Annotated in this window: 22 protein-coding genes; 16 read left to right on the top strand and 6 right to left on the bottom strand. The window is 41.0% G+C overall.

The window, feature by feature from the left end:
- Positions 1-22 precede the first annotated feature (22 nt).
- From K1M91_RS16470 to K1M91_RS16445, 6 genes are all read right to left on the bottom strand, one after another.
- On the bottom strand, positions 23-1,114 hold the full coding sequence (locus tag K1M91_RS16470) for a glycosyltransferase (protein ID WP_232803359.1): 1,092 nt from the start codon (positions 1,112-1,114) through the stop codon (positions 23-25).
- A 217-nt stretch (positions 1,115-1,331) separates the two neighbouring features.
- Complete coding sequence (locus K1M91_RS16465; RefSeq protein ID WP_232803358.1) at positions 1,332-3,491, bottom strand: glycosyltransferase; 2,160 nt, start codon at positions 3,489-3,491, stop codon at positions 1,332-1,334.
- Positions 3,491-4,780 carry a hypothetical protein gene (locus tag K1M91_RS16460; RefSeq protein ID WP_232803357.1) on the bottom strand — a complete coding sequence of 430 codons (1,290 nt, stop codon included), beginning with the start codon at positions 4,778-4,780 and terminating at the stop codon, positions 3,491-3,493. The genes K1M91_RS16465 and K1M91_RS16460 overlap by 1 nt, the downstream gene beginning before the upstream one ends.
- A gap of 8 nt (positions 4,781-4,788) precedes the next feature.
- Positions 4,789-5,532: a sulfotransferase gene (locus K1M91_RS16455; protein WP_232803356.1), complete on the bottom strand. Its 744-nt coding sequence runs from the start codon at positions 5,530-5,532 to the stop codon at positions 4,789-4,791.
- On the bottom strand, positions 5,522-6,826 hold the full coding sequence (locus K1M91_RS16450) for an ABC transporter ATP-binding protein (RefSeq protein WP_232803355.1): 1,305 nt from the start codon (positions 6,824-6,826) through the stop codon (positions 5,522-5,524). Before K1M91_RS16450 ends, K1M91_RS16455 begins: the two co-directional genes overlap by 11 nt.
- Positions 6,827-6,929: 103 nt before the next feature.
- Positions 6,930-8,402 (bottom strand): hypothetical protein, encoded by a 1,473-nt coding sequence (locus K1M91_RS16445; RefSeq protein ID WP_232803354.1) that lies wholly within the window; start codon positions 8,400-8,402, stop codon positions 6,930-6,932.
- Positions 8,403-9,226: 824 nt separating this feature from the next.
- Between K1M91_RS16445 and rfbA the strand changes: the two genes are divergently transcribed.
- The 16 genes from rfbA (at position 9,227) to K1M91_RS16365 (ending at position 23,798) form a co-directional block, all read left to right on the top strand.
- Positions 9,227-10,117 carry a glucose-1-phosphate thymidylyltransferase RfbA gene (rfbA, locus tag K1M91_RS16440; RefSeq protein WP_232803353.1) on the top strand — a complete coding sequence of 297 codons (891 nt, stop codon included), beginning with the start codon at positions 9,227-9,229 and terminating at the stop codon, positions 10,115-10,117.
- Complete coding sequence (gene rfbC / locus K1M91_RS16435; RefSeq protein ID WP_232803352.1) at positions 10,104-10,652, top strand: dTDP-4-dehydrorhamnose 3,5-epimerase; 549 nt, start codon at positions 10,104-10,106, stop codon at positions 10,650-10,652. Before rfbA ends, rfbC begins: the two co-directional genes overlap by 14 nt.
- A 72-nt stretch (positions 10,653-10,724) precedes the next feature.
- Positions 10,725-11,813, top strand: coding sequence for a dTDP-glucose 4,6-dehydratase (gene rfbB / locus K1M91_RS16430; RefSeq protein WP_232803351.1), 1,089 nt, complete (start codon positions 10,725-10,727; stop codon positions 11,811-11,813).
- On the top strand, positions 11,814-12,614 hold the full coding sequence (locus K1M91_RS16425; protein WP_232803350.1) for an ABC transporter permease: 801 nt from the start codon (positions 11,814-11,816) through the stop codon (positions 12,612-12,614). It abuts the gene before it with no gap.
- Positions 12,615-12,698: 84 nt separating this feature from the next.
- Positions 12,699-14,369, top strand: coding sequence for a type II/IV secretion system protein (locus tag K1M91_RS16420; RefSeq protein WP_232803349.1), 1,671 nt, complete (start codon positions 12,699-12,701; stop codon positions 14,367-14,369).
- Entirely contained in the window at positions 14,370-15,548 is a 1,179-nt protein-coding gene (locus K1M91_RS16415; RefSeq protein ID WP_232803348.1) for a type II secretion system F family protein, read from the top strand.
- A gap of 14 nt (positions 15,549-15,562) precedes the next feature.
- Entirely contained in the window at positions 15,563-15,970 is a 408-nt protein-coding gene (gene gspG, locus K1M91_RS16410; protein ID WP_232803347.1) for a type II secretion system major pseudopilin GspG, read from the top strand.
- Between the two features lie 6 nt (positions 15,971-15,976).
- Positions 15,977-16,405, top strand: coding sequence for a prepilin-type N-terminal cleavage/methylation domain-containing protein (locus K1M91_RS16405; RefSeq protein WP_232803346.1), 429 nt, complete (start codon positions 15,977-15,979; stop codon positions 16,403-16,405).
- The gene (locus tag K1M91_RS16400; protein WP_232803345.1) at positions 16,402-16,800 is read left to right on the top strand and encodes a prepilin-type N-terminal cleavage/methylation domain-containing protein; all 399 of its coding nucleotides are present in this window, start codon (positions 16,402-16,404) and stop codon (positions 16,798-16,800) included. Before K1M91_RS16405 ends, K1M91_RS16400 begins: the two co-directional genes overlap by 4 nt.
- On the top strand, positions 16,797-17,498 hold the full coding sequence (locus K1M91_RS16395; RefSeq protein WP_232803344.1) for a prepilin-type N-terminal cleavage/methylation domain-containing protein: 702 nt from the start codon (positions 16,797-16,799) through the stop codon (positions 17,496-17,498). The genes K1M91_RS16400 and K1M91_RS16395 overlap by 4 nt, the downstream gene beginning before the upstream one ends.
- Positions 17,495-18,367 (top strand): hypothetical protein, encoded by an 873-nt coding sequence (locus tag K1M91_RS16390; protein WP_232803343.1) that lies wholly within the window; start codon positions 17,495-17,497, stop codon positions 18,365-18,367. The genes K1M91_RS16395 and K1M91_RS16390 overlap by 4 nt, the downstream gene beginning before the upstream one ends.
- A 3-nt stretch (positions 18,368-18,370) precedes the next feature.
- Positions 18,371-19,471 carry a PilN domain-containing protein gene (locus K1M91_RS16385; RefSeq protein ID WP_232803342.1) on the top strand — a complete coding sequence of 367 codons (1,101 nt, stop codon included), beginning with the start codon at positions 18,371-18,373 and terminating at the stop codon, positions 19,469-19,471.
- On the top strand, positions 19,461-20,093 hold the full coding sequence (locus K1M91_RS16380; protein ID WP_232803341.1) for a hypothetical protein: 633 nt from the start codon (positions 19,461-19,463) through the stop codon (positions 20,091-20,093). Before K1M91_RS16385 ends, K1M91_RS16380 begins: the two co-directional genes overlap by 11 nt.
- Entirely contained in the window at positions 20,090-20,566 is a 477-nt protein-coding gene (locus tag K1M91_RS16375) for a hypothetical protein (RefSeq protein WP_232803340.1), read from the top strand. The genes K1M91_RS16380 and K1M91_RS16375 overlap by 4 nt, the downstream gene beginning before the upstream one ends.
- Positions 20,567-20,584: 18 nt before the next feature.
- The gene (locus K1M91_RS16370) at positions 20,585-22,675 is read left to right on the top strand and encodes a secretin N-terminal domain-containing protein (RefSeq protein ID WP_232803339.1); all 2,091 of its coding nucleotides are present in this window, start codon (positions 20,585-20,587) and stop codon (positions 22,673-22,675) included.
- A gap of 61 nt (positions 22,676-22,736) precedes the next feature.
- The gene (locus tag K1M91_RS16365; protein ID WP_232803338.1) at positions 22,737-23,798 is read left to right on the top strand and encodes an acyltransferase; all 1,062 of its coding nucleotides are present in this window, start codon (positions 22,737-22,739) and stop codon (positions 23,796-23,798) included.
- Positions 23,799-23,939: the final 141 nt, after the last annotated feature.

The following is a 23,939-nucleotide window of genomic DNA, read 5'->3' as shown; positions in this document are numbered from 1 at the left end:
AATTATTATTTAGTATTGGATGTCATTTTACCATAGCTGAGACTAACGACGGCCATGAATCGATCACATCAAGACTAGATTGAAACTTAACGCTATGGAATATATTCTTCTCGTGAAATAAGTCAACGATTGCATTTGCCAAGGTAATATAATCATCAGGGTCGACAAATAACGCAGAATGATAATCTCCCAAAGTTTCATGTGCATAAGGCAGATCAGATAAAATTATTGGTTTTGCAGCGAGTTTAGCTTCCGAAATTGGCAACCCCCACGTTTCTAACTTTGATGGAAACACTACTATGTCACAATTTTCATACCTCTGCTTCACTTCTTCAAAGTTAAGTCTACCTAAAAATTTTACATTCTCTAACTCTCGATAACGATTTACCAGTGTACTAGCAAACTTATTTTCATTTTCATCAATAGTTAACTGTAATTCAAAAGAATTATAAACATTTCGGTACTCTTTTTTTAAGTATGCAAAACAATTTAGCAGTAATTCAAAATTTTTGAACGTTCTAGCAAGGGCTGGGTAAAATAGTACGATGGTTTCTCTTAGAGGACTAGAGTCCAACTTTTTAATGCTCCGCGGAGAAAAAGAAACAGGCCTAGCAATAATCGCTTGCTTCGCTCCTAAAACATCAGTTAGATAATGGCCAAACCATTCTTGTTGTGCAATTACTGCAATATTTTTTTTTATATTAATTCGATAAAGCCACTTATAAAAAATAGAAAATAAAAAAACCTTCGGCTCATACCAAAATAGCTTAAATGAAACAGGAAGGAATGGTGATGGGTTATGGCAATAAACATACTGAGGGCACGTCCCTACATTTGGAGTCATATCATGCATAGCCAACCATAAGTCAGGCTTTATACTTTCCGCAATTTTTTTACAACTAACATACTCAAACCAGCACCTTTTCACCCAGCTATTTTTAATGCCAGGAAAAGAGATGAAATGTACACCTTTAATATTAGAGAACAAAGATTTGTCATTAACCAAGCAGATAACTTCAATTTTTTTGTCTATAGAAAAAGCCGAAATAACATCTTTAAATACTGTTAATGTACCACCTTCAACCAAGTTGACACCAGAAATAACAATCTTCATATTTATCACCCACAATAAAATATTTATCCACTATTTATATAACATATATTCAACATAGTTAAAAAAACAAGCGGACAAAGGTCAAACGTTCGTAATGTTTAAACCATTAAAAGCCGAGAAATAAACATTCAAAACTATTAATGGCTTAATTGTGGTGTCTATCAGACTAATAAAAATAATTAAAACTTTTACCGACGCCTTTATTGTCAAGTAGTCGTTATGATTTAGTCTTTTTTAGTATTCTTTCTTTCACTTTACGTTGAACCGATAGAGGGATCCTACGAGCTAACCAGGCCAATTTTTTCGATGCTTTTAGCCTAGCTAAACGATGAAGTATTTTCGCTTCTTTTGTTATCTCTGGTATTTTTTGATTTTCAATAAAAATATTAATGTCAAACGACATATCAATTATTGAGTCTCTTTCTCTTAATGGGAAGCTCAAATACTCTTGGCTGTAAAAGTTTGGACTCGAAAGGTTAGAAAACTGCATAACTTCACTATCAGGAGTATAACTTCCCTCGAGGTAAGCTTCCCAAAAATTAGACCATTGTTGCTCGCTGTAGTCCCAAGGCAAAATAATTGAAGATGAACGTTTAGCTAGCCGTTCTTTAAACGCCCCCAAATCAGAAGCGATGATCACTGCATGACTACGCAGTGCCGCACTCAAAGTATAACTATACGTTTCAGGCCATAAGGCTGGGAACCAAATTACATCAGGTTGTAACTCTCGTATCAGTTCATCTAATTTTTCACTATTATACTGACCGTAAGTAGTAACCGACTTTAAAGGCTTAAATGCGTAGCCCAAAAGGTGGAACTCAATTGGTCTATTAGCCAATGCCATTGCCGCTTGCTCTAATACCTCAGCCCCTTTTTCACGACTTAACGCACCAAGGACTAGTACTTTTAACTTAGAATCTTTTCGCGGTACTGGTTTAATATCATCAATAAATAGATTAGCTTCATTATCCGAATGATAAACAACCCGACCTTGGGGCAAACTAAAGTAGTTATTAAAACGCTGCTGCACATCAAATGAAGGAAAGATAATGCGTTCAGCAGGAGCCAAAAGTACTTTAGCATTCTCTCGCCAGATTTCGCTGCTAACTGGGATCGGATAATGCTGATGACACAGCTCATCCATATTGTCTTTATCACCACAATAGCGACCGTTAATATCGGTTAAGCTCGGGTTGCCATTAATATGGTAATAATCATGAATCGTTACATCATGTTTAATACCTAAATCGGAAGCTATCCCCCAAATGCGCGTAGGTAGCCCCATTGTGTGATGAAAGTGCACGCGACTGATGTTCAAATACTGTAATAGCTTTATCAAGCTGGCATAATCTAAATCCACATCAATAAAAATATTATCTTGTAATAGTGCACCTGAGATGAAAAAAGATAATTTTACATCAGAGCCTGATGTCGGTTGCAACAACACATAGTTTGCTTTACCTCTTGTAAAACTCGCTAATTGATGAATATGGTCAAGCACTCCGCCTCCCAATCCGTGGGAAACAGCGAGAATATTGGCGGTGCTAGAAAGTGCTAAAAGCTTCATCGTGACTGCTAATCGTGCTCTTTTGGCTGGATCTTGAGCAATAAAATCCATCACATCTGGCTGATAATTTGGGTGTAACTCATTCAAAATCTCAAGTGCTTTTTCTTTACGAGGATCTTGCTCATCTGCAAAGCTCACACCACCTTTGTGGTAAGCAAATACGTTAAGAGCATGTACATTACGCCAACCCGATTTAATCGCGCGTTGACACCAATCGTTTTCCTCTCCATAACCCTTACCGAAGGTCTCTTCATCAAAATACCCCACTTTATCTAAGCAGTCTCGGCGTATATACATACAAAAACCAACGCCTGTTGGAACATCCACGAAATCTGTATTATTCAGAGTTTGAGAAAATAAATTATCGATTTCCACTACCGACAAGTCGGCAAATAAAGTGTTGTCTTCACAAAAATTTGGGAAACTGCAAATCGTTGCATTATTTGAGAAGGGCGTAACTGAGCCTATATTTTCAGCTTGATAAGCTACGGCTTGAATCCGTTCCAACCAATCATTTGCAACTTCAACATCACTGTTAAGTAACAACACGTCATGATTAGTATTTAACTTCATGCCCCGATTTACGGTGGCAACAAAACCTAAATTAACATCATTCTCTAAAAGCTGTATTTTACCTTCAGCACTGAGATTTCTTAAATACTCGGTTAATGCAGGCTCTGGAGAACAATCATTAATAACTATTAAATTTGCCAGATTCATATCTAAGGTAGCTAGCGCTGAAATAATACACTCTGACGTTTCTTCTAAACCTCGGTATACCGGGATAATTACATCAATTTTTGTTTTCATTATGCATCCAATTTACGTTTCATTTTTCGCCAAGTAAAATCGACAGCGCTTAAACTATCTAAATCATCATATTTCTGTTGTAGGGCAGCCAACTCCTGTATAACTTTTGTTAATTGTGCATCCCTTTCTTCTATCACACTGATTGCATGGCCATGAGCAGCCCCTTCTTGCTCAAGCTGGGAGTATAAATTTGCTAACTGTTGATCTCGCTCTTTTACCACAGCAACCGCATGAGCTAACTCTTTTGCTAAATCATTTAACTGCTGATCGCGTTCTTCAACCACAGTTACTGCATAAGAGAGCTCTTCACGTTGTTTATTCAAACATAAATTAAACTCATCAAGCTGTTTGTCTCGTTCATCGATCGTCGCTAACGCAAGGGAATGAGACTGTCCAAGTCGAGTAAGCTTTGCTTCACTATGCTGATGAGCAATTATTTCTCTATTCATAGCAATAAAAGCCTCAGTCAGTGCAACAAGATAAGGCATGTTTTGATGGCTATGTTGTTGGCATTTCTGTTGATACTCTTGTAACACTCGATCCAAGTCAAAATCGGCAGTGTTCAAAGCATTATATAAGTCATTAGCTAAATTTTTCTGTTGTTCATGGCAATGTTGCCGGCGTAAGTTCGGCTCAACAAAGCCAGATGCAGCGTCAATATTAATAGGTATCGCAAGAGAAAACTGTTGCAATACTTTAGTTAGAAAACGACTGGGATCATTAAGAAAGTCTTCAAACGAAATGATCGTCACAACATCAAACTGCAGCTGACATACCTGTAAACAGCCAAGGGTATGCTCCAGCCAGAGTTGCTGAGCAATCAACATTGGGAGCTTATCTCTTTTATATAAAGAAGCTGCCACCTCGTCAGGCATACGGTTCAAAATGATAACCTTAGTTTCAATTTCAAGGGACTGAAATACATCCAACCAAAATTCTGCCAACACGCACATTCGAGGATCTTTCAAAGCAAAAATAGGCGCACCAGAGAACTCTGTTTCAATGAACGTTATGGCTTGCTGTTTGAACTTAGCTAACTCAAAGAGACCGACATTGCTTAACTCAGCTGCGACATCTAACGAAAACCAACTTTTGCCTAGATGAGCAAGAATCGCTTCATTAATTTCAACTAAACGCTTGTGTTCCCAGAACCCTTTTTTATTAACATCGGCAACGTCATCAATAAACTCCGTTCCTAAAGGGATCCCCGCTTTTCCGAGCATTCCTGTTAAAGCACTGGTACCACTACGATGCATACCGAGAATCAAAATCGCTATTTGATTTGCCATTGGACCCCTTAAGAAGTAGAAAATCTATATTTATTGCTTATCTGAATATCCTTTCGCAGTATAAATCGAGCCAACAACAGCGCTAATTTATCTGTGAACCCCATTTTTTTATCTTGCCCGGCAAAAATTTCTTGATGAGCAATATCATGCTCAGCAATGTCTAAAAATTCAAATACCCGCTGCAGTGTTGCTTGGTGATGGTGGCGTAGATCATCGTTATGCAGAATCAGCACTTGTTCAGAATCAAAGCTTTGATAAATAGAATATAATTGCTGCGTATAGCGTCCCCTGTCTAAATAAGAGTGAATTCGCCAAGGGGAATGATCGGCTAACTTATCCTCGCATTTCTTTAAACGTGCAGATTCAATTAAAAAAGCCCTCAACATAGAGCGGTGCTCTAAACCTCTGCGAGACTCCATTTTATAATGTGACACGGCACGATCAACGGGGTCTCTCAGTAACATAATAACTTTTGCATTGTTAGAGTAACTGGCTAAACGCGACATAATGCCTGGTAAATAACAATATATTGGCGTCGCATCGCAGACATAACGTTGCTGTGAATAATGCTGAAGCTTTGCCTGATAAGCCTCATTAATGATATTTTTTTCAACATTTTGCAGTCGCGGGGAGTCAAAAACATGGGCTTCTTTGCCCTCAACTAAGCAAATATCAGGGTGTTGCTGTAGAAAACTAGCTAACGCAGTGGTACCACATTTTTGCCCACCGACAATAAAAAGATTAGGCTTCATTTATTACCTCTGCATGTAATTCAATGCCAAAATCAATCACCCCGGTAGCGTCAGGGTTTTCCTCTACCACCGCAAACATCGCAGCATCCACGCCGCGATGTAAAAACCGCCTCTCACCTTGCACTAAGGCAGAACAGCCACAATTTAAAAAATAGGTACCATTACGTAACAAACAGGGGAACCGAAATCGCACTTCAATCACTTGCCCTTTCGCTACAAATGGTAATCTCTTTTCATGATTTCGCGTGGTAGTAGCCCCTGTAAGCTCTGCACCAGCAACCGTCTTAATCAGCATGCCAAAGCCAACTTCAAAGGCGTCATCAGTGAACTCAACGTGAAAGCAATAATCATACTGATGGCCGGATTGTAGCAAGTTTACCTGTTGCCCAGCCGTATTACGCAATAAAGGTTGTGAAATAAACGCGCCATTTGGCTGGTACCACACTGTTGATGTTGGCACTAAATTATCGTCTAGTTGACCACTGTTATCTTGCTCATCATTGATAATAGCAACGGGCTCATTACTGATATTTCCGGTTAAAATCTGCTGACGAAATTCATCTCTTTCTGCGCCTTGCATATGCAGTAGCTTGTGATAATTGTGCACCACAGATTTAGGGCTCCCCTCCATCAACATTTCGCCTTTGTCGAGCAGGATCGCCCTATCACATAAATCAATGACTTGACCTGCGGAGTGAGAAACAAAAAGTAAGGTAACACCTTGTGACTGCAGTTGTTTAATACGAGCGTGACATTTACGCTGAAAGGCATCATCACCAACCGCTAATGCCTCATCAACTATCAACACATCCGGATCAGTATTAATTACCACCGAAAAGGCCAAGCGTAACATCATACCGCTGGAATAGGTCTTAACGGGTCGATCAATAAATTCACCGATAGCTGAAAAAGCTAATATATCATCAAGCTTAGCGTTAATTTCAGCTTCAGTTAAACCTAATAGCGAAGCACTGAAAAATACATTTTCACGACCGGTAAACTCAGGGTTAAAGCCTGAACCTAATTCCAGTAAGGCAGCAACACGTCCTTGCACCTCAACGAGCCCTTCATCAGCGCGCATTACCCCAGTAATAATTTGTAATAGGGTTGATTTACCTGAGCCATTATGTCCAACAATGCCTAGGGTTTCACCTTGATTAGCACTAAAGCTAATGTTCTTTAAGGCATGAAAACGCGCAACTTTTTCTTGACCAAACAACTTATCTTTAATTACTTGAACCGGATTATCAAACATTAAAAAAGATTTAGAAATATGACGAACGCGAATAACCACGATGATTCCAAACTAACAAACAGGGCGGGTATTATGACAAAAGCCAAGAAAAAAAAAAGAGGCGCTAAGCGCCTCTTTCTAATGCAGTATGTTTCGCTCTTAATTAAAGAGTGAAATCTACAACTACACCAGCAACACCTTTAGTACCGTTTTGGATGTCAACACCCACGCCAGATACTTGTTTCTTAATCGCAACTTCACCTTGATTAGTCTCAACTTCGAATAGGAAGCGAGCTTGACGACCAGCGGTAACTGTTACACCTAGGTCTTCTTGGATTAGTTTAGGATCAAGTGTTACTGCACCACCGCTTGGTAGCATAGTAGATAGCGCTTTACGTACTACTAAGTCAGTACCTTCGCCTTTACCGTTTACGTCGTGTGGAGCGTATTCAGTTACTGTTACGAAAATCTTACCACCTACAGCTGGTAACTTCTTAGAGATGTCACGGATGTAGATTAGGTTAGAAGATGTTGTACCAGTAGTGATAGTGTCAAAACGCATACCGTCACGGTTAACGATGAAGATATCAGCTAATTCAGCAGTAAAATCTTCAAACGTTGCGTTGTCGCTACCTAGAATTGTTGCAGTCGCTTTGTACTTAGACGCTTCAATTGCATCAGTACCGTTAAACGCTAGCATGAAGCCAGTTACGTCTGCAGTAGGGATACCAGCTTGACCTTCTAGAGTACCTGAAGTATCAAGAACCTTAGTTGCCTTACCGTTCGCTAGCTGCCAGCCTAGACCAGCACCAGTGTTATCTTGTAGCTCACCAGTTGCACTTACTTTAGCGCCAGTAAAGTCACCTTCAATAGTAACCTTAACTTTATTCTTTTGAATAAGCTGGTTAGTAGTTAAGTTTTCAACTTTTAGTGCATCGTAAGTGATCTTGTTGTCAGCATCATTTTTAAGCTTTAAGAAGCCTTCTGCAACTTGTGCAATATCTTCTGGAGTAGAAGCTTTTGTTAGCTTGAACAATTTAACAGGGCTAAAGATAGCAGAAGTTGTTACTGGGTCAGATGTGTAAGAAGCATTCTTAAGTGCACCAACCATCAGTTTAATATCGCTTGAGAAGCCATATGCAACGTTGAAGATTTGGTTAGCTTCAGCAAACTTGAAACCAAAGCTTACAGCAGTGTTATCTTGTTTAGAATATAGACGTAAACGCTTACCATCTTGGTCAATTGTGTATTTTAACCAAGTAGCAGTACCATCTGTGTCTGTGTCAAATTGTGCTTCAACATCAGCTTGAGCGTAGCTTAGTGCACCAACTGCACCAAGACCAACAGCATAGCTACCACCGTTTAGAGTAAGGAATTTACGCACGTCACCATCGTTAAACGTTGCTTCACCTTTAATTTCAACAGTTAAAGCGCCGTCTAGTAGTAGTTCATTGGCAGGGATACCAACAACAAGAAGTTGTTGTGCAGTTGTCAATGCTAGTACTGGAGCTTTAGTTACTGTCGCAAGTAAAGTAGATGTAGCTGGTGTCATAGATTCAACGCTAACGTCAGCCATTGCTGGTGCAGCGCTAAAGCCTGCAAGGATTGCTGCAGCAATCAGTTTCTTTTGAAACATTGTTTATTTCCTTTTAAAAAAAAATTTTTTTTTGGATCCTAGCAATAAAGCATTGCTCTAATTGCTTTATTTTACCTTGATGCAAATTGCATCAAAATCTAGCTAATGATAAAAAAATATCATCAAACTGAATTCGCACCAAAGCGCGCCACGTTATTTTTATGCTAAATAGCCTGACTGTCAAACGAAGAATACAAAAATTCGGTTAAACTTCAATAAAACACAACGCAGATCGCTTAAATCTCGGTGTCAAGGCTTAATTTATCGACAACTTACTCATAAATAGATTATTTTTCAAGCAGCTAGTCACTTTCTGGTTTTCAAGGAGCATCAGAGCCCCCATCTGACAACTTTACAAAAACCATATAAAAACAAAAACTTAAAATAAGCCGTAAATAAACAGCAAAAGCAAACATGATCATAATAAGTTAATTAATTTGTCAAATAGTTACACAAGTGCAATGCCCTTCATTTGACAAATAAGTTTTTATTTACTTGGCACGAGGTCAGTAACACTAAGTGATTCAATCGATTACAATTAGAGCTATGCACTTAAAAACAAGCCATATCACTGTCCAGAGTGTGGGCTAATACAGCGACCTGATGATAATAATGAAGCTCAGTTGTGCCAAGTAAATGATGATAAACAACGCCTGCCCTTTTAATCACAGTAATGACACGCTAAAATCGCCCCTCTTAATTTAACTCGCTCCTCTCTGGACAAATTTAGCACACTATTTACATTCGCTTAGTGACTGCTTTGGGTGTTTATTTGGGTGTCTAATTTTTTAGCCACTTATTTTGTAACTATGTAGTAGGTAACTATGAAAGGTATTATCTTAGCTGGCGGCAGTGGCACACGCCTTCACCCCGTCACCCTTGCATCGAACAAGCAGCTGCTCCCCGTTTACGACAAACCCATGATTTATTATCCACTCACTACCCTAATGCTATCTGGAATTAGGGATGTGTTGATTATTTCTACACCTCATGATCGCCCGTTATATCAGGCATTATTTGGCACGGGGAAACAGTGGGGACTAAATCTATCATTTGCTGAGCAACCCAGCCCAGATGGCTTAGCTCAGGCTTTTATCATTGGTGAACAATTTATTGGTGATGACAGCGTTTGTTTAGTGTTAGGAGATAATATTTTCTATGGTCATGGACTGGCAGACACCTTACAGCGAGCCGCTAAACGTGAGCAAGGTGCAACTGTCTTTGGCTATTATGTGCAAGACCCTGAACGCTACGGAGTGGTTGATTTTGACGCTAATGGCAAAGCCCTAAGTATAGAAGAAAAGCCCGCCCAGCCTAAATCTAAGTATGCTGTCACCGGGTTATACTTTTATGACAATAAAGTTGTTGAGTATGCTAAACAAATCACACCATCACATCGTGGTGAGTTAGAAATTACCGATATAAACAACCTTTATTTACAAGCGGGGACTTTAAATGTCGAACAACTCGGCCGCGGTACCGCTTGGCTTGACACTGGCACCCATGACTCGCTACTCGATGCCGCCAATTTTATTCGCGTAATTGAAAAGCGCCAAGGGCTCAAGGTAGCCTGCCCTGAAGAAGCAGCCTACCGCATGGGCTATATTAATGCAGCCCAGCTAACCGAATTAGCGCAACCGCTCATTAAAAGTGGTTATGGCCAATATTTACTTTCAATAATAGAAGGGCAAGGTTTTCGCGATGCAGATTATTAATACCGCAATTAATGATGTAAAAATTCTGGCGCCTACAGTTTACGGCGATGAACGCGGTTTTTTTATGGAAACATTTCAATTAGAGCGATTTCAGAGAGAAGTAGCACCAGTCAACTTCGTGCAAGACAATCATAGTAAGTCCAAACAAGGCATTTTACGTGGCTTGCATTACCAAACCAAACACACCCAAGGCAAGTTAGTGCGCGTAGTAGCTGGACAGGTGTTCGACGTGGCGGTGGATATGCGTCAAGACTCTGCCACCTTTGGCGCTTCGGTAGGTGTGATTTTGTCGGCCGAAAACAAACATCAACTTTGGCTACCCGTAGGTTTTGCCCATGGTTTTTATGTGCTGTCTGATAGCGCCGAATTTGTATATAAATGCACTGATTATTATCATCCAGAAAGTGAAGTGTCGCTACTTTGGAATGATCCAACCATTGCGATTGATTGGCCACTACTATCAGGGGCTGAGCCTGAGTTGTCTCCTAAAGATAAAGCTGGTCTTTTATTCTCTGACGCACCAAAGTTTAATTAATAGTCAATTCGTTGATGGGGTGTGCTTAGCATCCCAGCGTAATACCAATTATATAAATGCAGTGAGTAAACAATGAACCGAATTTTAATTACAGGTGGAGCCGGTTTTATTGGCGCCAACTTCGCCCATTATTGGCTTTCTAAATATGACAAAGATTATGTTGTAGTACTAGACTCTCTCACTTATGCAGGCAACCCACAAAACCTGAGTTCACTGAACAATAATCCAAGGTTTCGCTTTGTTAAAGGCAGCATCAACAGTCAAGAATTGGTCGAGTATCTATTGCGTGAGGAGAACATTGATACGCTAGTACACTTTGCCGCTGAATCCCATGTTGACAGATCAATCAGCGGACCGGACGCTTTCTTAGAAACCAACATCAATGGCACCCACGCGCTACTCAAGGCGGCGAAAAATGTTTGGCTTGCTGACCCTGCAAACCCACTGCCTCACCGCTTTCATCACGTAAGTACCGATGAAGTCTATGGTACCTTAGCGCCGAACGATCCACCATTTACGGAAACAACACCCTATGCACCTAACTCACCTTATTCAGCTAGTAAGGCGGCATCGGATCACTTTGTGCGTGCTTATTACGAAACCTACGGTTTGCAAGTGAGCACGAGTAATTGCTCGAATAACTACGGTTTCTATCACTTCCCTGAAAAGCTGATCCCATTATGTTTAACCAATATATTAGATAACAAAGCCTTACCCATTTACGGCGACGGACAACAAATCCGCGACTGGCTATATGTTGAAGACCATTGCCGTGGCATTGATTTAGTTATCAAGCAGGGCAAGGTCGGTGAAACCTATAACATCGGCGGAGTCAATGAGTGGGCAAATATTGATATTGTCAATTTATTATGTGAATTGGTTGACCAGCGTTTTGCACAAAACTCTGCTCTAAAACAACAATTCCCACTTGCTCCTGCAGCTAATGGCCGCTCAAGTAAGTCATTAATTACCTATGTGACCGATCGCGCAGGCCACGACCGCCGCTATGCCGTAGCAACAGATAAAATAAACGCCGAGCTAGGCTATCAACCCGTTGAAACCTTTGCCACGGGAATTGAAAAAACCATTGACTGGTATTTAAATAATGAACCTTGGTGGCGGGCAGTGCAAGATGGTAGTTATCAGCAATGGGGTAAATAAATGCTCAATATTGTAGCCGCACCAATTAAACACCGAACCTTAATTTGGGCAATGGCAAAAAGAGAAATCGCCACAAAATATAAAGGCTCAATTTTGGGCGTGTTTTGGAGCTTTTTAAACCCTCTATTAATGTTAGCGATATACACTTTTGTCTTTAAGTATATTTTTAAATCTAAATGGGGCGTGCCAGAAGGTGCGGTAGAAGTAGACTTTGCCACCTTACTATTTGCTGGCCTACTGTTACACGGCTGGCTAGCGGAAGTGTTTTCTCGCTCTGTTTCTCTTATTATGAATAATGTTAATTTGGTTAAAAAGGTAAAGTTTCCTTTGGAGATTTTACCTTGGGTAACCTTGGTTGCATCGGGTATCCAGCTGGCAATCGGTTTTGTCGTATTGTTTACGTTTATGCTCTACCACAATATTGCAATGCAATGGCAGTTGCTATTGGTACCTTTGTTATTACTACCATTGGCATTCTTTTTACTTGGAGCCTCTTGGCTAACTGCAGCGCTTGGCGTATTTATTCGTGACATAGAGCAATTTATGATTTCTTTCATAACAGTATTACTCTTCACTAGTACGATCTTTTTTTCACTCGATAACGCCCCCGCTCTCATACAACCAATATTGCAATTTAACCCGTTAACAATTCCGGTTGAAGCGTTGCGCAACGCTGCAATTTTTGGTCTTTTTGACAGCTGGGGCAGTTGGACTATTTATTCTGTCGTATCGCTACTATTTATGATATTTGGTTACTACGTATTCAAACGGCTTAAGCCTCTATTTTCCGATGTTTTGTAGCTAATTTACCTATCTAAACTCTATCAAACCACTCCTACTGGAGTGGTTTTCTGTTAAGATGCGCGTTCAAATAAGGATTCTTTAATGGGCAGCATGAAGTATATTGGTGAGATTCTGATTCAGTTGAATGTGATCACAGAAGCTGAGCTCGACGACACATTGCAGACTCAAAAAAATGAAGGTTTTAAAAGGTTAACGGGTGAAATTTTAATTGCGTCAGGTATTTGCTCTGAGGCTGAAGTATTGCAAGCTTTATCTCAGCAACTCACTTTACCTCTGCTAGATACCGTACTTGCACAGATGGGTGAAGATGATATTGACTTGGTTAGGCCTGTTAGCACTGACCTACCTTTTACTTGGTGGTTAAAAAACGAAGCTTTTCCTTTATTCCTAAAAAAGAACACCCTATTTGTTGCAAAAGAAAACCTGTTTGATGAGTTTGTTGCGGAATCGGTACGCCAAGAACTTGGCTTTGAGTATCAAGTAGTGCTGACTTCCCATTATGAATTCCGCAAACTAGCACAAACCTTAGAAAACCCCGACCATGAAAAGCAGGATATAAGTTCGGGTGAAGAATCCAGCTCAGCCCCCATCATTAAACTAGTCAATAGCGTTATTCAACAAGCCGTTGATGCAAAAGCGTCCGATATTCACTTTGAGGTTTTTCGTGGTGTCTTTCGAGTTCGCATCAGGATCGATGGTGTGTTACAGGAAGTAGACAGACCTAGTTTAGCATTACATGCCGCTGTCATTTCACGGGTGAAGCTAATGGCTGGTTTAGATATTTCAGAAAAACGCCTACCACTAGATGGCCGTATTAGGGTTAAACTTTCCGGTAAAAATATTGATATACGTGTCGCTACGACCCCCACGGTTTATGGTGAAAACGTGGTAATGCGTTTGTTAGTAAACGAGCAGCAAAGTGCTAATCAGCACAAAGAGTTAGCAATGTTTCCTGATCACATGACTGCCATGTACAAGTTAACCGAGAAAAAAGAAGGTATTTTTCTGGTCACTGGTCCAACGGGCAGTGGTAAAACCACTTCTCTTTACACTTTGCTGAGTAAACTAAACGATATAGACACTAAGATCATTACGGTGGAAGATCCGGTCGAATATCAAATGCCTGGTTTAACCCAGATTCAAGTAAATAGTGATATTGGTCTACATTTTTCAACGGTACTGCGTTCGGCTTTGCGTCAAGATCCTGACATTATTTTAATTGGTGAAATGCGCGATAAAGAAACCGCACAAATAGCAGTGCAATCAGCTCTTACTGGTCATTTTGTATTGTCTACCTTACACACCAATAACGCGCCGAGCAGCTTTATTCGCCTAAAAGACATGGGCATTCCAGACTATTTAATTAAGTCCACTGTGGTTGGGATAATGGCGCAACGCTTAGTGCGTCGGTTGTGCTCACATTGTAGTGAAAGCTGTGAAGCTGAAACCCAAAGAGCGAATGATATTGGCTGGCAGAGCGTTAAGTCGCAATGGCCACAATTGTGCGCCGAACAAGATTTATTCAAACGAGCCGTAGGCTGCGATCATTGTAATCATACTGGATATCAAGGCCGATTAGCTATTTTTGAGCTTTTAGTTATTGATAGTCGCCACGGCGATTTTGAGATTGAAAGTAGCAGCTTAACTGCATACGCTAAGCAGCAAAATATGCGAACCCTACGACAAGATGCATTATTACGAGCCGCACTGGGTGAAACCAGCCTTGATGAGATTATGCGAGTGGTGGGCTAAATGTACTTTGAATATGTGGCGAGACAAAAGGACACCAGCTTAATTGATGGCTGGGTGCAAGCTAAATCAAAAGCGCATGCACAGCAGGTGCTTGATGATAGAGGCCTCAATGTTTTAGTTATCAAACGTGGCCTCTCGCGCATCCCACTAACGGTATCACGTGAAGCATTGCTGACCGCATTACGCGAGTTAGCAAGTTTAAGATCCAGCGGCATGCCTTTAGACAAAGCAGTATCTTCACTATCAAAAGTTGCCGAAAGCAAAGTACTAAGGAAAGCATGGACAATGGTACTTGCCAGTTTAGAAAATGGCCTTTCACTATCGGATGCAATGGAAACCTTACCTCATGTATTTCCGCAGTATGTCCCGCCAATGCTGCGATTAGGTGAGGCCAATGGTGATTTACCCAACGCCTTGTATAGCGTTGCTGAGCGCGTTGAGCGAGAAGAAAATTTATTAAGTGAAATGCGCAGCGCATTAACTTATCCCGCTTTTTTACTTTTTATCAGCTTTGCTATTATGTTGTTCCTTTTTTCTTATGTACTCCCTAATTTTAAAAGCATGGTTGAAGGTGGCGGTGGCGATACCGCTTTGGCCAGTTTAATTGCAGTTTCTGATTGGGTTAACAACAATTTCGATTTTATAATTCTGTCTTTATTTATTAGTATTGCACTACTTTGGTACGCACACCATCGAGGGGCATTGCAAGCCAAACTATTTTCGTTGTTAGCCGTATTGCCCATCACCAAACGTTTACTACTAGCATGGGATATTGTGCAATTTTCCAGTAGTATGCAAAGGTTGCTTGATTCTGGCGTTGAGCTAGTTCGCGGGGTTGAGCTTTCGGCCGAAAGCCTCGCCAGTGCTTCGTTAAAAAAACGCTTAGATGATGCCGTGGTAATGGTGAAACAAGGTAGTTCATTGTCAACGGCAATGGCACAATTAAAAGTATTTCCAGACATGGTGCTACAGATGATCAACACAGGTGAATCTGGCGCTAATTTAGGTCAAAGTTTCGGTGAAATAAATACCCTTTACGAGCGCCGCCTGAAATTAGGCTTACACCGTGTGATTACCTTATTAGAGCCTGCGGTTATCGTGATAATGGGTGGTTTAATTGGCTCCATTATGGTGGTTATTATTTCCGGTATTATTTCTGTTAATGAAATTTCTTTTTAAAGGTTAAGTAATATATGAAACGCAATACAAAAGGTTTTACCCTGATCGAAATGTTAGTGGTTTTAGTTTTGATCTCTTTACTGGCTGGCTTAGTTGGGCCGCGCTTATTTCAACAAGTAGGTGGCTCAAAAACAAAAGTAGCGGTAGCGCAAGTAGAACTACTGACCTCAGCTTTGAATACTTACCGCCTTGATGTCGGTGAAGCACCAACAACCGAGCAAGGCTTGGCTGCATTGATGGTATCCCCAAACGGTACTCGCGGTTGGAACGGTCCTTACCTTACTAAAGAAGTACCAGTAGACCCTTGGAATAAGCCCTATATTTATGAGCTTAAAACAAATGGTGATTTCGCTCTTTATTCACTCGGTCGTGATGGCACGAAAGGTGGCGAAGGCGAAGACCAAGACGTAGGGCTGTTTTAAATAGATATGATGCCTAGTAGCACTATTAAGCTTCAATCCAAGCAAAGCTGTAAGCGAGGCTTCACCTTAATAGAGCTGCTAGTGGTCATGGCATTACTTGGCCTTATTGCCAGTATCGCCGTGCCGAGATTATGGAACCAGCTTGAACAAATGCAACAGCGTCAAGCGATAGAAAAAGTGTGGCTAAATAGTTTTAAAGCGGTAAAAAAAGAGCTGAAAGATGGCCATGCAATTGCGGTGAATGAGGCATTTATGACTGCTCAGCTTAAAGAGGTCAATCAAACTAACTGGCAAGTAAGTGTTCCTACAGACATAGTGTATCGTCCTCACCATGTGACAACGGGGGGGAATATTATTTTTAAAATTGACCAAAAAACGCATTGGCAACTTTCAATTTCTCGTCTTGATGGCCAGATAGAACTTTCCAAATTATGAAGCAGAAGGGTTTTACATTAATCGAGGTACTCGTTGCAAGCGTAGTACTGGTTGCACTTTTGTCAGCATTGTTGCCCTTGTTTAATCAATCAGATTTAGCCACCAACCGGGCCATCCAGAGTAATCAGCGAGTATCGATTGAAAGAAACATTTACAACAGCCTTAAGTTTGTTAATCCATATTCCACCCAACAAGGCAATGGTGAGTTAGGCGATGTCACTTATAGTTGGCGTGCTCAAGCCATCACGCCAGAAATTCCTACTCGACTAGACATGCTTGCACTTGATCGTAACCGCCCCGTCCGACTGTACAATATCAGTGTAGAGATTAGCCCTAATGATACTAAAGTTGCAGCTTGGTCTTTTCAGTTTGAATTACTCGGGTGGGAAGTATGAAGCAGCATAAAGGTTTTACCTTAATTGAAATGCTCGTTGCTTTATCTATCTTTTCTGCCGTGATGGGACTAGCATTACTCGCCTTTGAGCAAGGCAGGTTAAACTGGACGCGAAGCTTGCATAGTGGCGAATCTGAATCAAGGGTACTTTATCGAGAACAGTGGCTAAGACTTGCGTTTGAACAGTCTGTCGCGGCTCGGTTTCGCTCGGGCTCTTCACAATCATCACCCTTTTTCTATGGCGACAACGAAAACATGCGTTTTTTATCCTCGGCTCCGATTTTTCAAGGTCCAGGAAAAGTCGCCGCAATAGAGCTACAGATTAAGCGAGTTGATGAACAATGGCAGCTCAGATACCGTGAAAAGCTTGGCGCAGATCCACAGCGGGGGCTTTACATGGCAGAGGTAGACTGGTTTCCTTTACTCACTAATTTGAAATCCATTGAGTTCAGCTACGAAGGCGATATTCACGCCCCATTTAATGACTCAATATCGAGCATTCCTCAAGGCAAACAAGCCTATTACCGTGATCAGCCTGCTTGGTTGAGCAAATTTGAAAGTGAATACGAAGAAAGTATACCTCGGCGGGTAAAAATACGATTCATTGACCAAAACAGTCAGATTTTTGAATGGGTTTTCACACTAAACCATCACTCGAATGTATTGGAACCAGCTTACATTCCAGGGACTTCGTCATGAATAAGATGTCAGGCGCGGTGTTACCTCTAACCTTAGTTATTTTAGCTATTTTAACCATAATGGCGCTAACGCTAACTCAAAAATCAAATGGATATCTAGACCAAGCTATTGAATATAAAAAACAATGGCAAGCAGAAATACAAATCCATAATGCAGAACAACGGGTACTATTAACGTTAATATCAGGCCATTTTTCGCCGGGTTCAATAACGTTAGGTAATACTAACCTTCCTATTTATAGCGAACCCTATGTGTTAAGTAATGATGTTGAAGTTAAAGTACAAGATGAAGCAGGACTAATTAATATTTTACACGCATCATCTAAAACCGTGGTGCGCTTACTTAATAACCTAGGTTATAGTGAGCAAGCTACTGATATTACAAACGAAGCCTTTGCATGGCAGTCTCCGCTGCGAACCATACCAGTGCAATTACCTCTGTCTGCTAGAAATCTACCATTTCGTAGCGAAGACGAGTTATTAGAGTTGCCCAGTATGAAACCAGATTATTTTAATGGTAAACAAGATGGCACTCTGCCAATCAAAGATTACTTACTAGTATCCGGCCCCGGCTGGATGAACTATGCAGCCATGCCTGAACAGGTACTGACCGCAACCTTAAGTTTAAATTTAAATGAATTGGATCGTATAAAAGAACTAAGGGCACGTAATAAATGGGACGAGCTAAAACCTATTTTTAGGGGTTACGGCATGTACGGTGAAGGGTTAGAATTTTCACCTAGTCCAAATTTTATTGTCAATTTCAGCTATAAGGGCTATCGCGCCAAAGGCAGCTATAAAATGCTCTCTGCAAGCCATTATTTATATGAAAAACGAATCTGGAATTTCCCTAAGCAGGATAGATTTTAACTAATGAAATTTTCACTTCAATCTACATACATATGTCGCCTAGGGGAGCATGGGCAAATAGACAACCTCCCGACACTATTAAAACCATTAGATCGTGTAATAGTGCTCATTCCTCAGTCTAAAGCGCTCTATAGAGAGCTGTCATACGATAGAGAGTATGTATCAAAAGCTGAACTTGAAGAATGTGTTGATAATGATTTACGGCAAGTTTCGCCTTGGCCTGTTTACGGGAAGTATTTCTTAACCCACAAAGGGGAGCAAAAATGGTCTGTTAAGGTTTGGATTTGGTCTCATTTTGAGCTTGAATCGGCTACCCACATGATTCCTGAAATGGCCTTCAAGTTAGGGTGCCTAAAACCGGGCACACTATTGTGTTGGAAAGATGGCGAGACCTTGTTTGCCGCCCTGCGCCAAAATGATGGCCCAGCGGCGAATATATGGAATCTAAGCCAACATCATCAACAGCGCCGCTTTTTAAGCTGGCTAAGCCAAAGCAATGGGATAGATAGTGTTTATTATGATGAAATTTCAGCCCTTGACTACATTGATCTTCCGCTGTCTGATTCCAAGAAAACAACACCCGATTTCAATTGGTTAAAAGCGGCCCAAAAAGAAAATGCCATTGATATATCCTCTCCTTGGGGGCTCCGCACCTTGTGGTCAGGATTAGCTACCTTAATGATGGTATGGATACTGGCAACATTCGGTTTAATTTTTTGGCAGACAACCAGTTTAGACCAAGGAGTTGAATCCGATGCTTTACAATTGCAACAGCTACAACGCCAGCGCAGTGAACTAGCCATCTACCAAAAGCGCGTTGACGCACTCATTACCGAGTTTTCTTCACAACAAAAGTTAACCCATGTTCTCGATTCACTATCAAAAGAGTTACCACAAAACGTGGTATTATCTCGCATCGCTTTTAAAGATAATAAAATGGAGCTAGATGGCGTAGCGCAAAGCACCAACGGTTTGCTTGAAGCACTCGAAAAGATGGACAGTGTTAGCTCGGCAAAATTTATCAGCGATATCGTCAAAACAAAAGAAGACAAACAACGCTTTTCTCTTGAGCTTATTTTGAAGCGAGGATCCCATGGCATTTGAAGCGCTAAAACAAACGCTCGCGACCAATGAACTACAAGCCGAATTAGACAAACCTATTGTACAATGGGGGCTGTTCTTATCACTTTGCATTGTCCTATGGGCTTTATTTTTTCAACCCATATTGGATTGGCGTTCAGCTAGCATAGACGAAATATCTCAGGCGCAATTGCAACGTTCAAAAGAAAAAAGTCTCCTTAATTCTCAGTTGCAACTGCAAAAGTCCTTAGGCGAATATAAAAACTGGCTTACCTTGAGCGATAAAGCTTACTTACAAGGGCGTTCAGAGGGTTCAGCCACCTCTAATTTAGTGGTGATTTTAGAAAAAAAATTCAAACCTCTTGCAATAACCTTCTCATCTCGCCGGTTTGTTCCCGCAAAGGTGATACCTTGGGTTGGCGAAAAAATAGAAACACGCTGGGTCCTAAAAGGCAATGCGGATAACCTGATCGATTTTATGCATCAAGTCGCTGGACACAGCCCCGAGTTATTAGTGATAGATCAAGCTGAATTTAGACGAGTGACTAGTGAACAGTTTGAATTATCTGTTAATATCTACGCTTTTAAAGCTATGTCAGAAAAAAACCTGCTAAGTGAAAGTAACAGGCTAGAGGCTTTACAGTGAGCAGTAAATTAATTTCCAGCATTCTTTACTCAGTCGGTATTACACTGATTTTGTTTGTCGTTTATAGTGATTACCAGACCTTGAGCAACACCAACCAAGCAAACTCAAGGCAGTATGATTTACCGCCCAAATACACTAACAGTCAGTACACTAAGCCAACCGCTAACTTATTTGTAAGTAACCGAGAATGGCGCCAAAGTGGTCAAAGAGAAGACCTTCAGAACAACAATATTACTGAGCCAGTTGAGCAAAAAAATGCTGGTGAATGGTTTTTAAGGGCCATAGTGTTGCAGCAAGGTAGATACATGGCTTGGATTGAACGGCCTGGACTCACCCCACTTCACCAAGGCTATGGTGAGGGGGATAAGCTGCCTAATGATATGCAAATAAAAACCATCGATAAAAATTCGATAACAGTTACAGAAACCGGGTCGGATGAGCCAACACTCACTCGACTATTCCCAATTAAGTAGAAATAAGTGCCTGAATAAATGAAGTTTAAAACAACGTGTAATATTCTATTACCCATGACTCTACTATGGGGTTGCGTGACGACAACACCAACAATCAATAAAACGATTGAATTGGAACGCGATATTTCAACTGAAAGTACGGTACTTGAAGCTCAGGAAGCTGCTGCACAACAAGCAACAACAAGCCCAGCCACTCAAAGTAAGATCATTAAGCCAGCGCCTTTACTGCGGGCTTCGCAACAGTTGTCGAATACCGCCAGCTTAGTTTTACCCACTGGTGAATTAACAATCAATGCCGAGCAAATGTCTTTACCTGCATTTGTTAATTTGGCATTAGGGGAAGTATTAAACCTTAACTACGGTGTTGACCCAGACGTTTCCGAAAGCAAGGCAAAAGTGACATTGCGGGTGAATGAGCCTGTTGCGTCAGACCGTTTATTAGGACTTGTAGAAGAAGTTTTGCAGCTGAATGGCGTATCGCTACTTGATAACAACGGTTTTATTAATGTGGTTCCTAATTCAAAATCGGAAAGTAGAGCCGCTGAATTTGTTAATGACACCCTCGCCCCTAAACTCCGTTATGGTAAAGTTGTGGAAATAGTCCCGGTCTACTATTTAGCCCTAACGGAGGCCAGTCAGGTTGCGCAAAAACTATTAGCGCCCAGCGGGGGTACCGTTTTGATGCAACTAAACCTCAACTCATTAGTGGTAATAGCCAAACGCAGTGAGATTGAGAAGTTATATGAAATGCTCGATCGGTTAGATATGCCTGCGGCCTCAGGCGCTTTTTTAACCACCATTCGCCCGGCATATGTTCCGGTGGAAGATATTATTCCAGATTTAGTTCAAGCACTTAAAGCGGCCAGTATTCCTGTTACCATTAATGAAGGTAATCGTGGTGTCATTTTATATCCGTTGAGTAACAACTCTTTTATCATCGCCTCGGCAACCAAGCCATGGCTCAACTATGCCCAATCTTGGGTTCGCCAGTTAGACAAGCCCTTGCCAACTCAAAGTGGCAGCGACGGTATTTACACTTACTTTATGAAAAACACTAGTGCGGGGGATGTATATCCCGTTATTTCTCAAGTATTTGGCGACAACAACAGCTCATCTTCTAACGATACTAGTGAGCAAGCTCCCACCGGTCAGCGCTCTGCAACAGGCGCAGCACGTGAGGCTAGTCTTAGCATATCGAGCATTAACGCAGATTACAAAGAGCCAAGCAAAGGCAAATCAGCCACTGGTGCCATTGTTAGTGAAAATTATCGCATTGTGGTAGATGATACGCGTAACTCACTTATTTTTGTTGGTAAATACCAAGATTACAAACGCGTATTAGACCTGCTTGAAGTGATTGACCGCCGTCCCCGTCAGGTGTTACTTGAAGCATTAATCCTTTCGGTAGAGGTAACTGACGATTTCGAATTTGGTACCAGCTTTAAAGTGGGCACTAACATCACACGGGGCGACCGCTCTATTCAATTTAATGGTGATGAACTGAGATTGGCTGGCGTATTTAACAATGTGGATGCGAGCCTAACCGCAAAATTAGCCAAAGGTAATAGCAAAGTAATATCTAACCCAAGGCTGATAGCGATGGATCAAGAAAGCGCTAAGATCAACGCTGGTACACAAATATCAGTTCAGACCGGTGAAGTTGATAGCTCCAATGGTGGTGACAGCGTATCTAAGTCTTATACTTATATTGATGTTGGGGTGACCCTAGAAATAACACCATCCATCAATGAATCCGGTGTTGTTGAGCTAGATATAGCCCAAGAAGTAAGTGAGCAAGGCGCAGCTGTTGGTCCCAATCCCTCAATAAACCGAAACTCGATTCAAACCAAAGTGGCAGTGGAGAGCGGACAAACTATTTATATGGGCGGGTTAATCAGAAAATCTGAAATAAAAGAGACCAAAAAGGTACCACTTTTAGGTGATATCCCGGGTATTGGCTTACTATTTCAAAATATGACAGAAGGCCAAAAGATGAGTGAAATGGTAATGCTAATTACACCTCATATTCTTTATAACCGAGAAGATGCTGACTTTTATACCAATCAATTCAAAGCTATTTCAGGTTGGGAGCCGGTGGTGAGTGAATAGGTGATGGCTTAGTTATATTTTAATTTGCCGTCACACTTAATCACAAGGCGCTAAACAACGAATGAATAGAATTGATAACCTCGATGCTTTGAGGGCTTTAGCAGCCTTGTCTGTTTTTTTTTACCATATTGCAGAAGTTGCAGGAAACCCCTTCCATAACTTTTTTAACATGGGGGGAATTGGAGTTGACCTTTTCTTTGTTCTCAGCGGTTTTTGTATCGGCATGTCTGTCATTCGAAGCCAAGAATGGTGCTGGAAAAATTTCGCCAGAAAAAGGTTTTTACGTCTGGCTCCTGCCTATTATTTTTCCATATTAATAATTGTTTTGTTGCTAATGCCAGAGTTGCTATTCAATAGAACTGGTTATCTGGATATATTCACGCATTTAACATTTATTCACACCTATAGTTACCAAACTCATGGCAGCATTAACGGCGTTTATTGGAGCTTAGGTGTCGAAGCTTCTTTCTATGTTTTAATGGCATTATCGGCCGTTTTTTTAAGGGACAGCCGAAAAATATGGCCGACGTTAGCACTTTGGATCATCATATCTTGGACATGGCGTTACATCATCGCTACCGAGATAGAAGCCATCCCTATTTACAAATTTATTTTATCAACGCAACTTATCGGCACCTTAGATGCTTTTGCATTTGGTGTAATGGTTGCCAAATTAACGACTATTGAGCGAGTTTCAAGCAAACTGTTCCAGCCGAATCCAGCACTGGCTTTATTGATTGGTTCCCTTATTTTACTCTATCTATATCAAAACTTTGGCAGGTCTCCGAACTATTGGGACAGTGCAAAGCACACGGTTTTATTCCGATCGATGCTAGCGTTTACTTTCTCCTTGTTGATCATTGCGTTTATTGGCTGCTCGAAAATTAAGTTCCTGACCCAAACGATGCATTATTCAGGGTTACTTTACTTAGGTAAAATTAGTTTCGGGATCTATCTTTTTCACTTACCCTTGATGCGAATAATGACAGACAAGGGCCTTTTTAACTCCGATAGTAACTACTATGCGGGTTTTGTTTGCTTGCTGTTTACCATTATTTTCGGCTCACTTTCTTATCACTTAGTCGAAAAAAGATTTTACCCCAGATTGACAACGATAGCGTAATTGAACAGTTTCAAAGCCTGTCAATGTGGCACTCTGCCACACTAGGGTCTGTTGATCTTTGCTTGTTGATTTTTGTTCGAGAGGGGACACCTTGTCTAAAAGCGTTTTGAGCAAGGCGAGCAGTGTGTAGCTTAGCATTCT

Source organism: Motilimonas sp. E26, assembly GCF_021278025.1.
Lineage (GTDB): Bacteria > Pseudomonadota > Gammaproteobacteria > Enterobacterales > CBDFNC01 > Motilimonas.
This window is presented reverse-complemented; position numbering and strand designations above follow the sequence as displayed.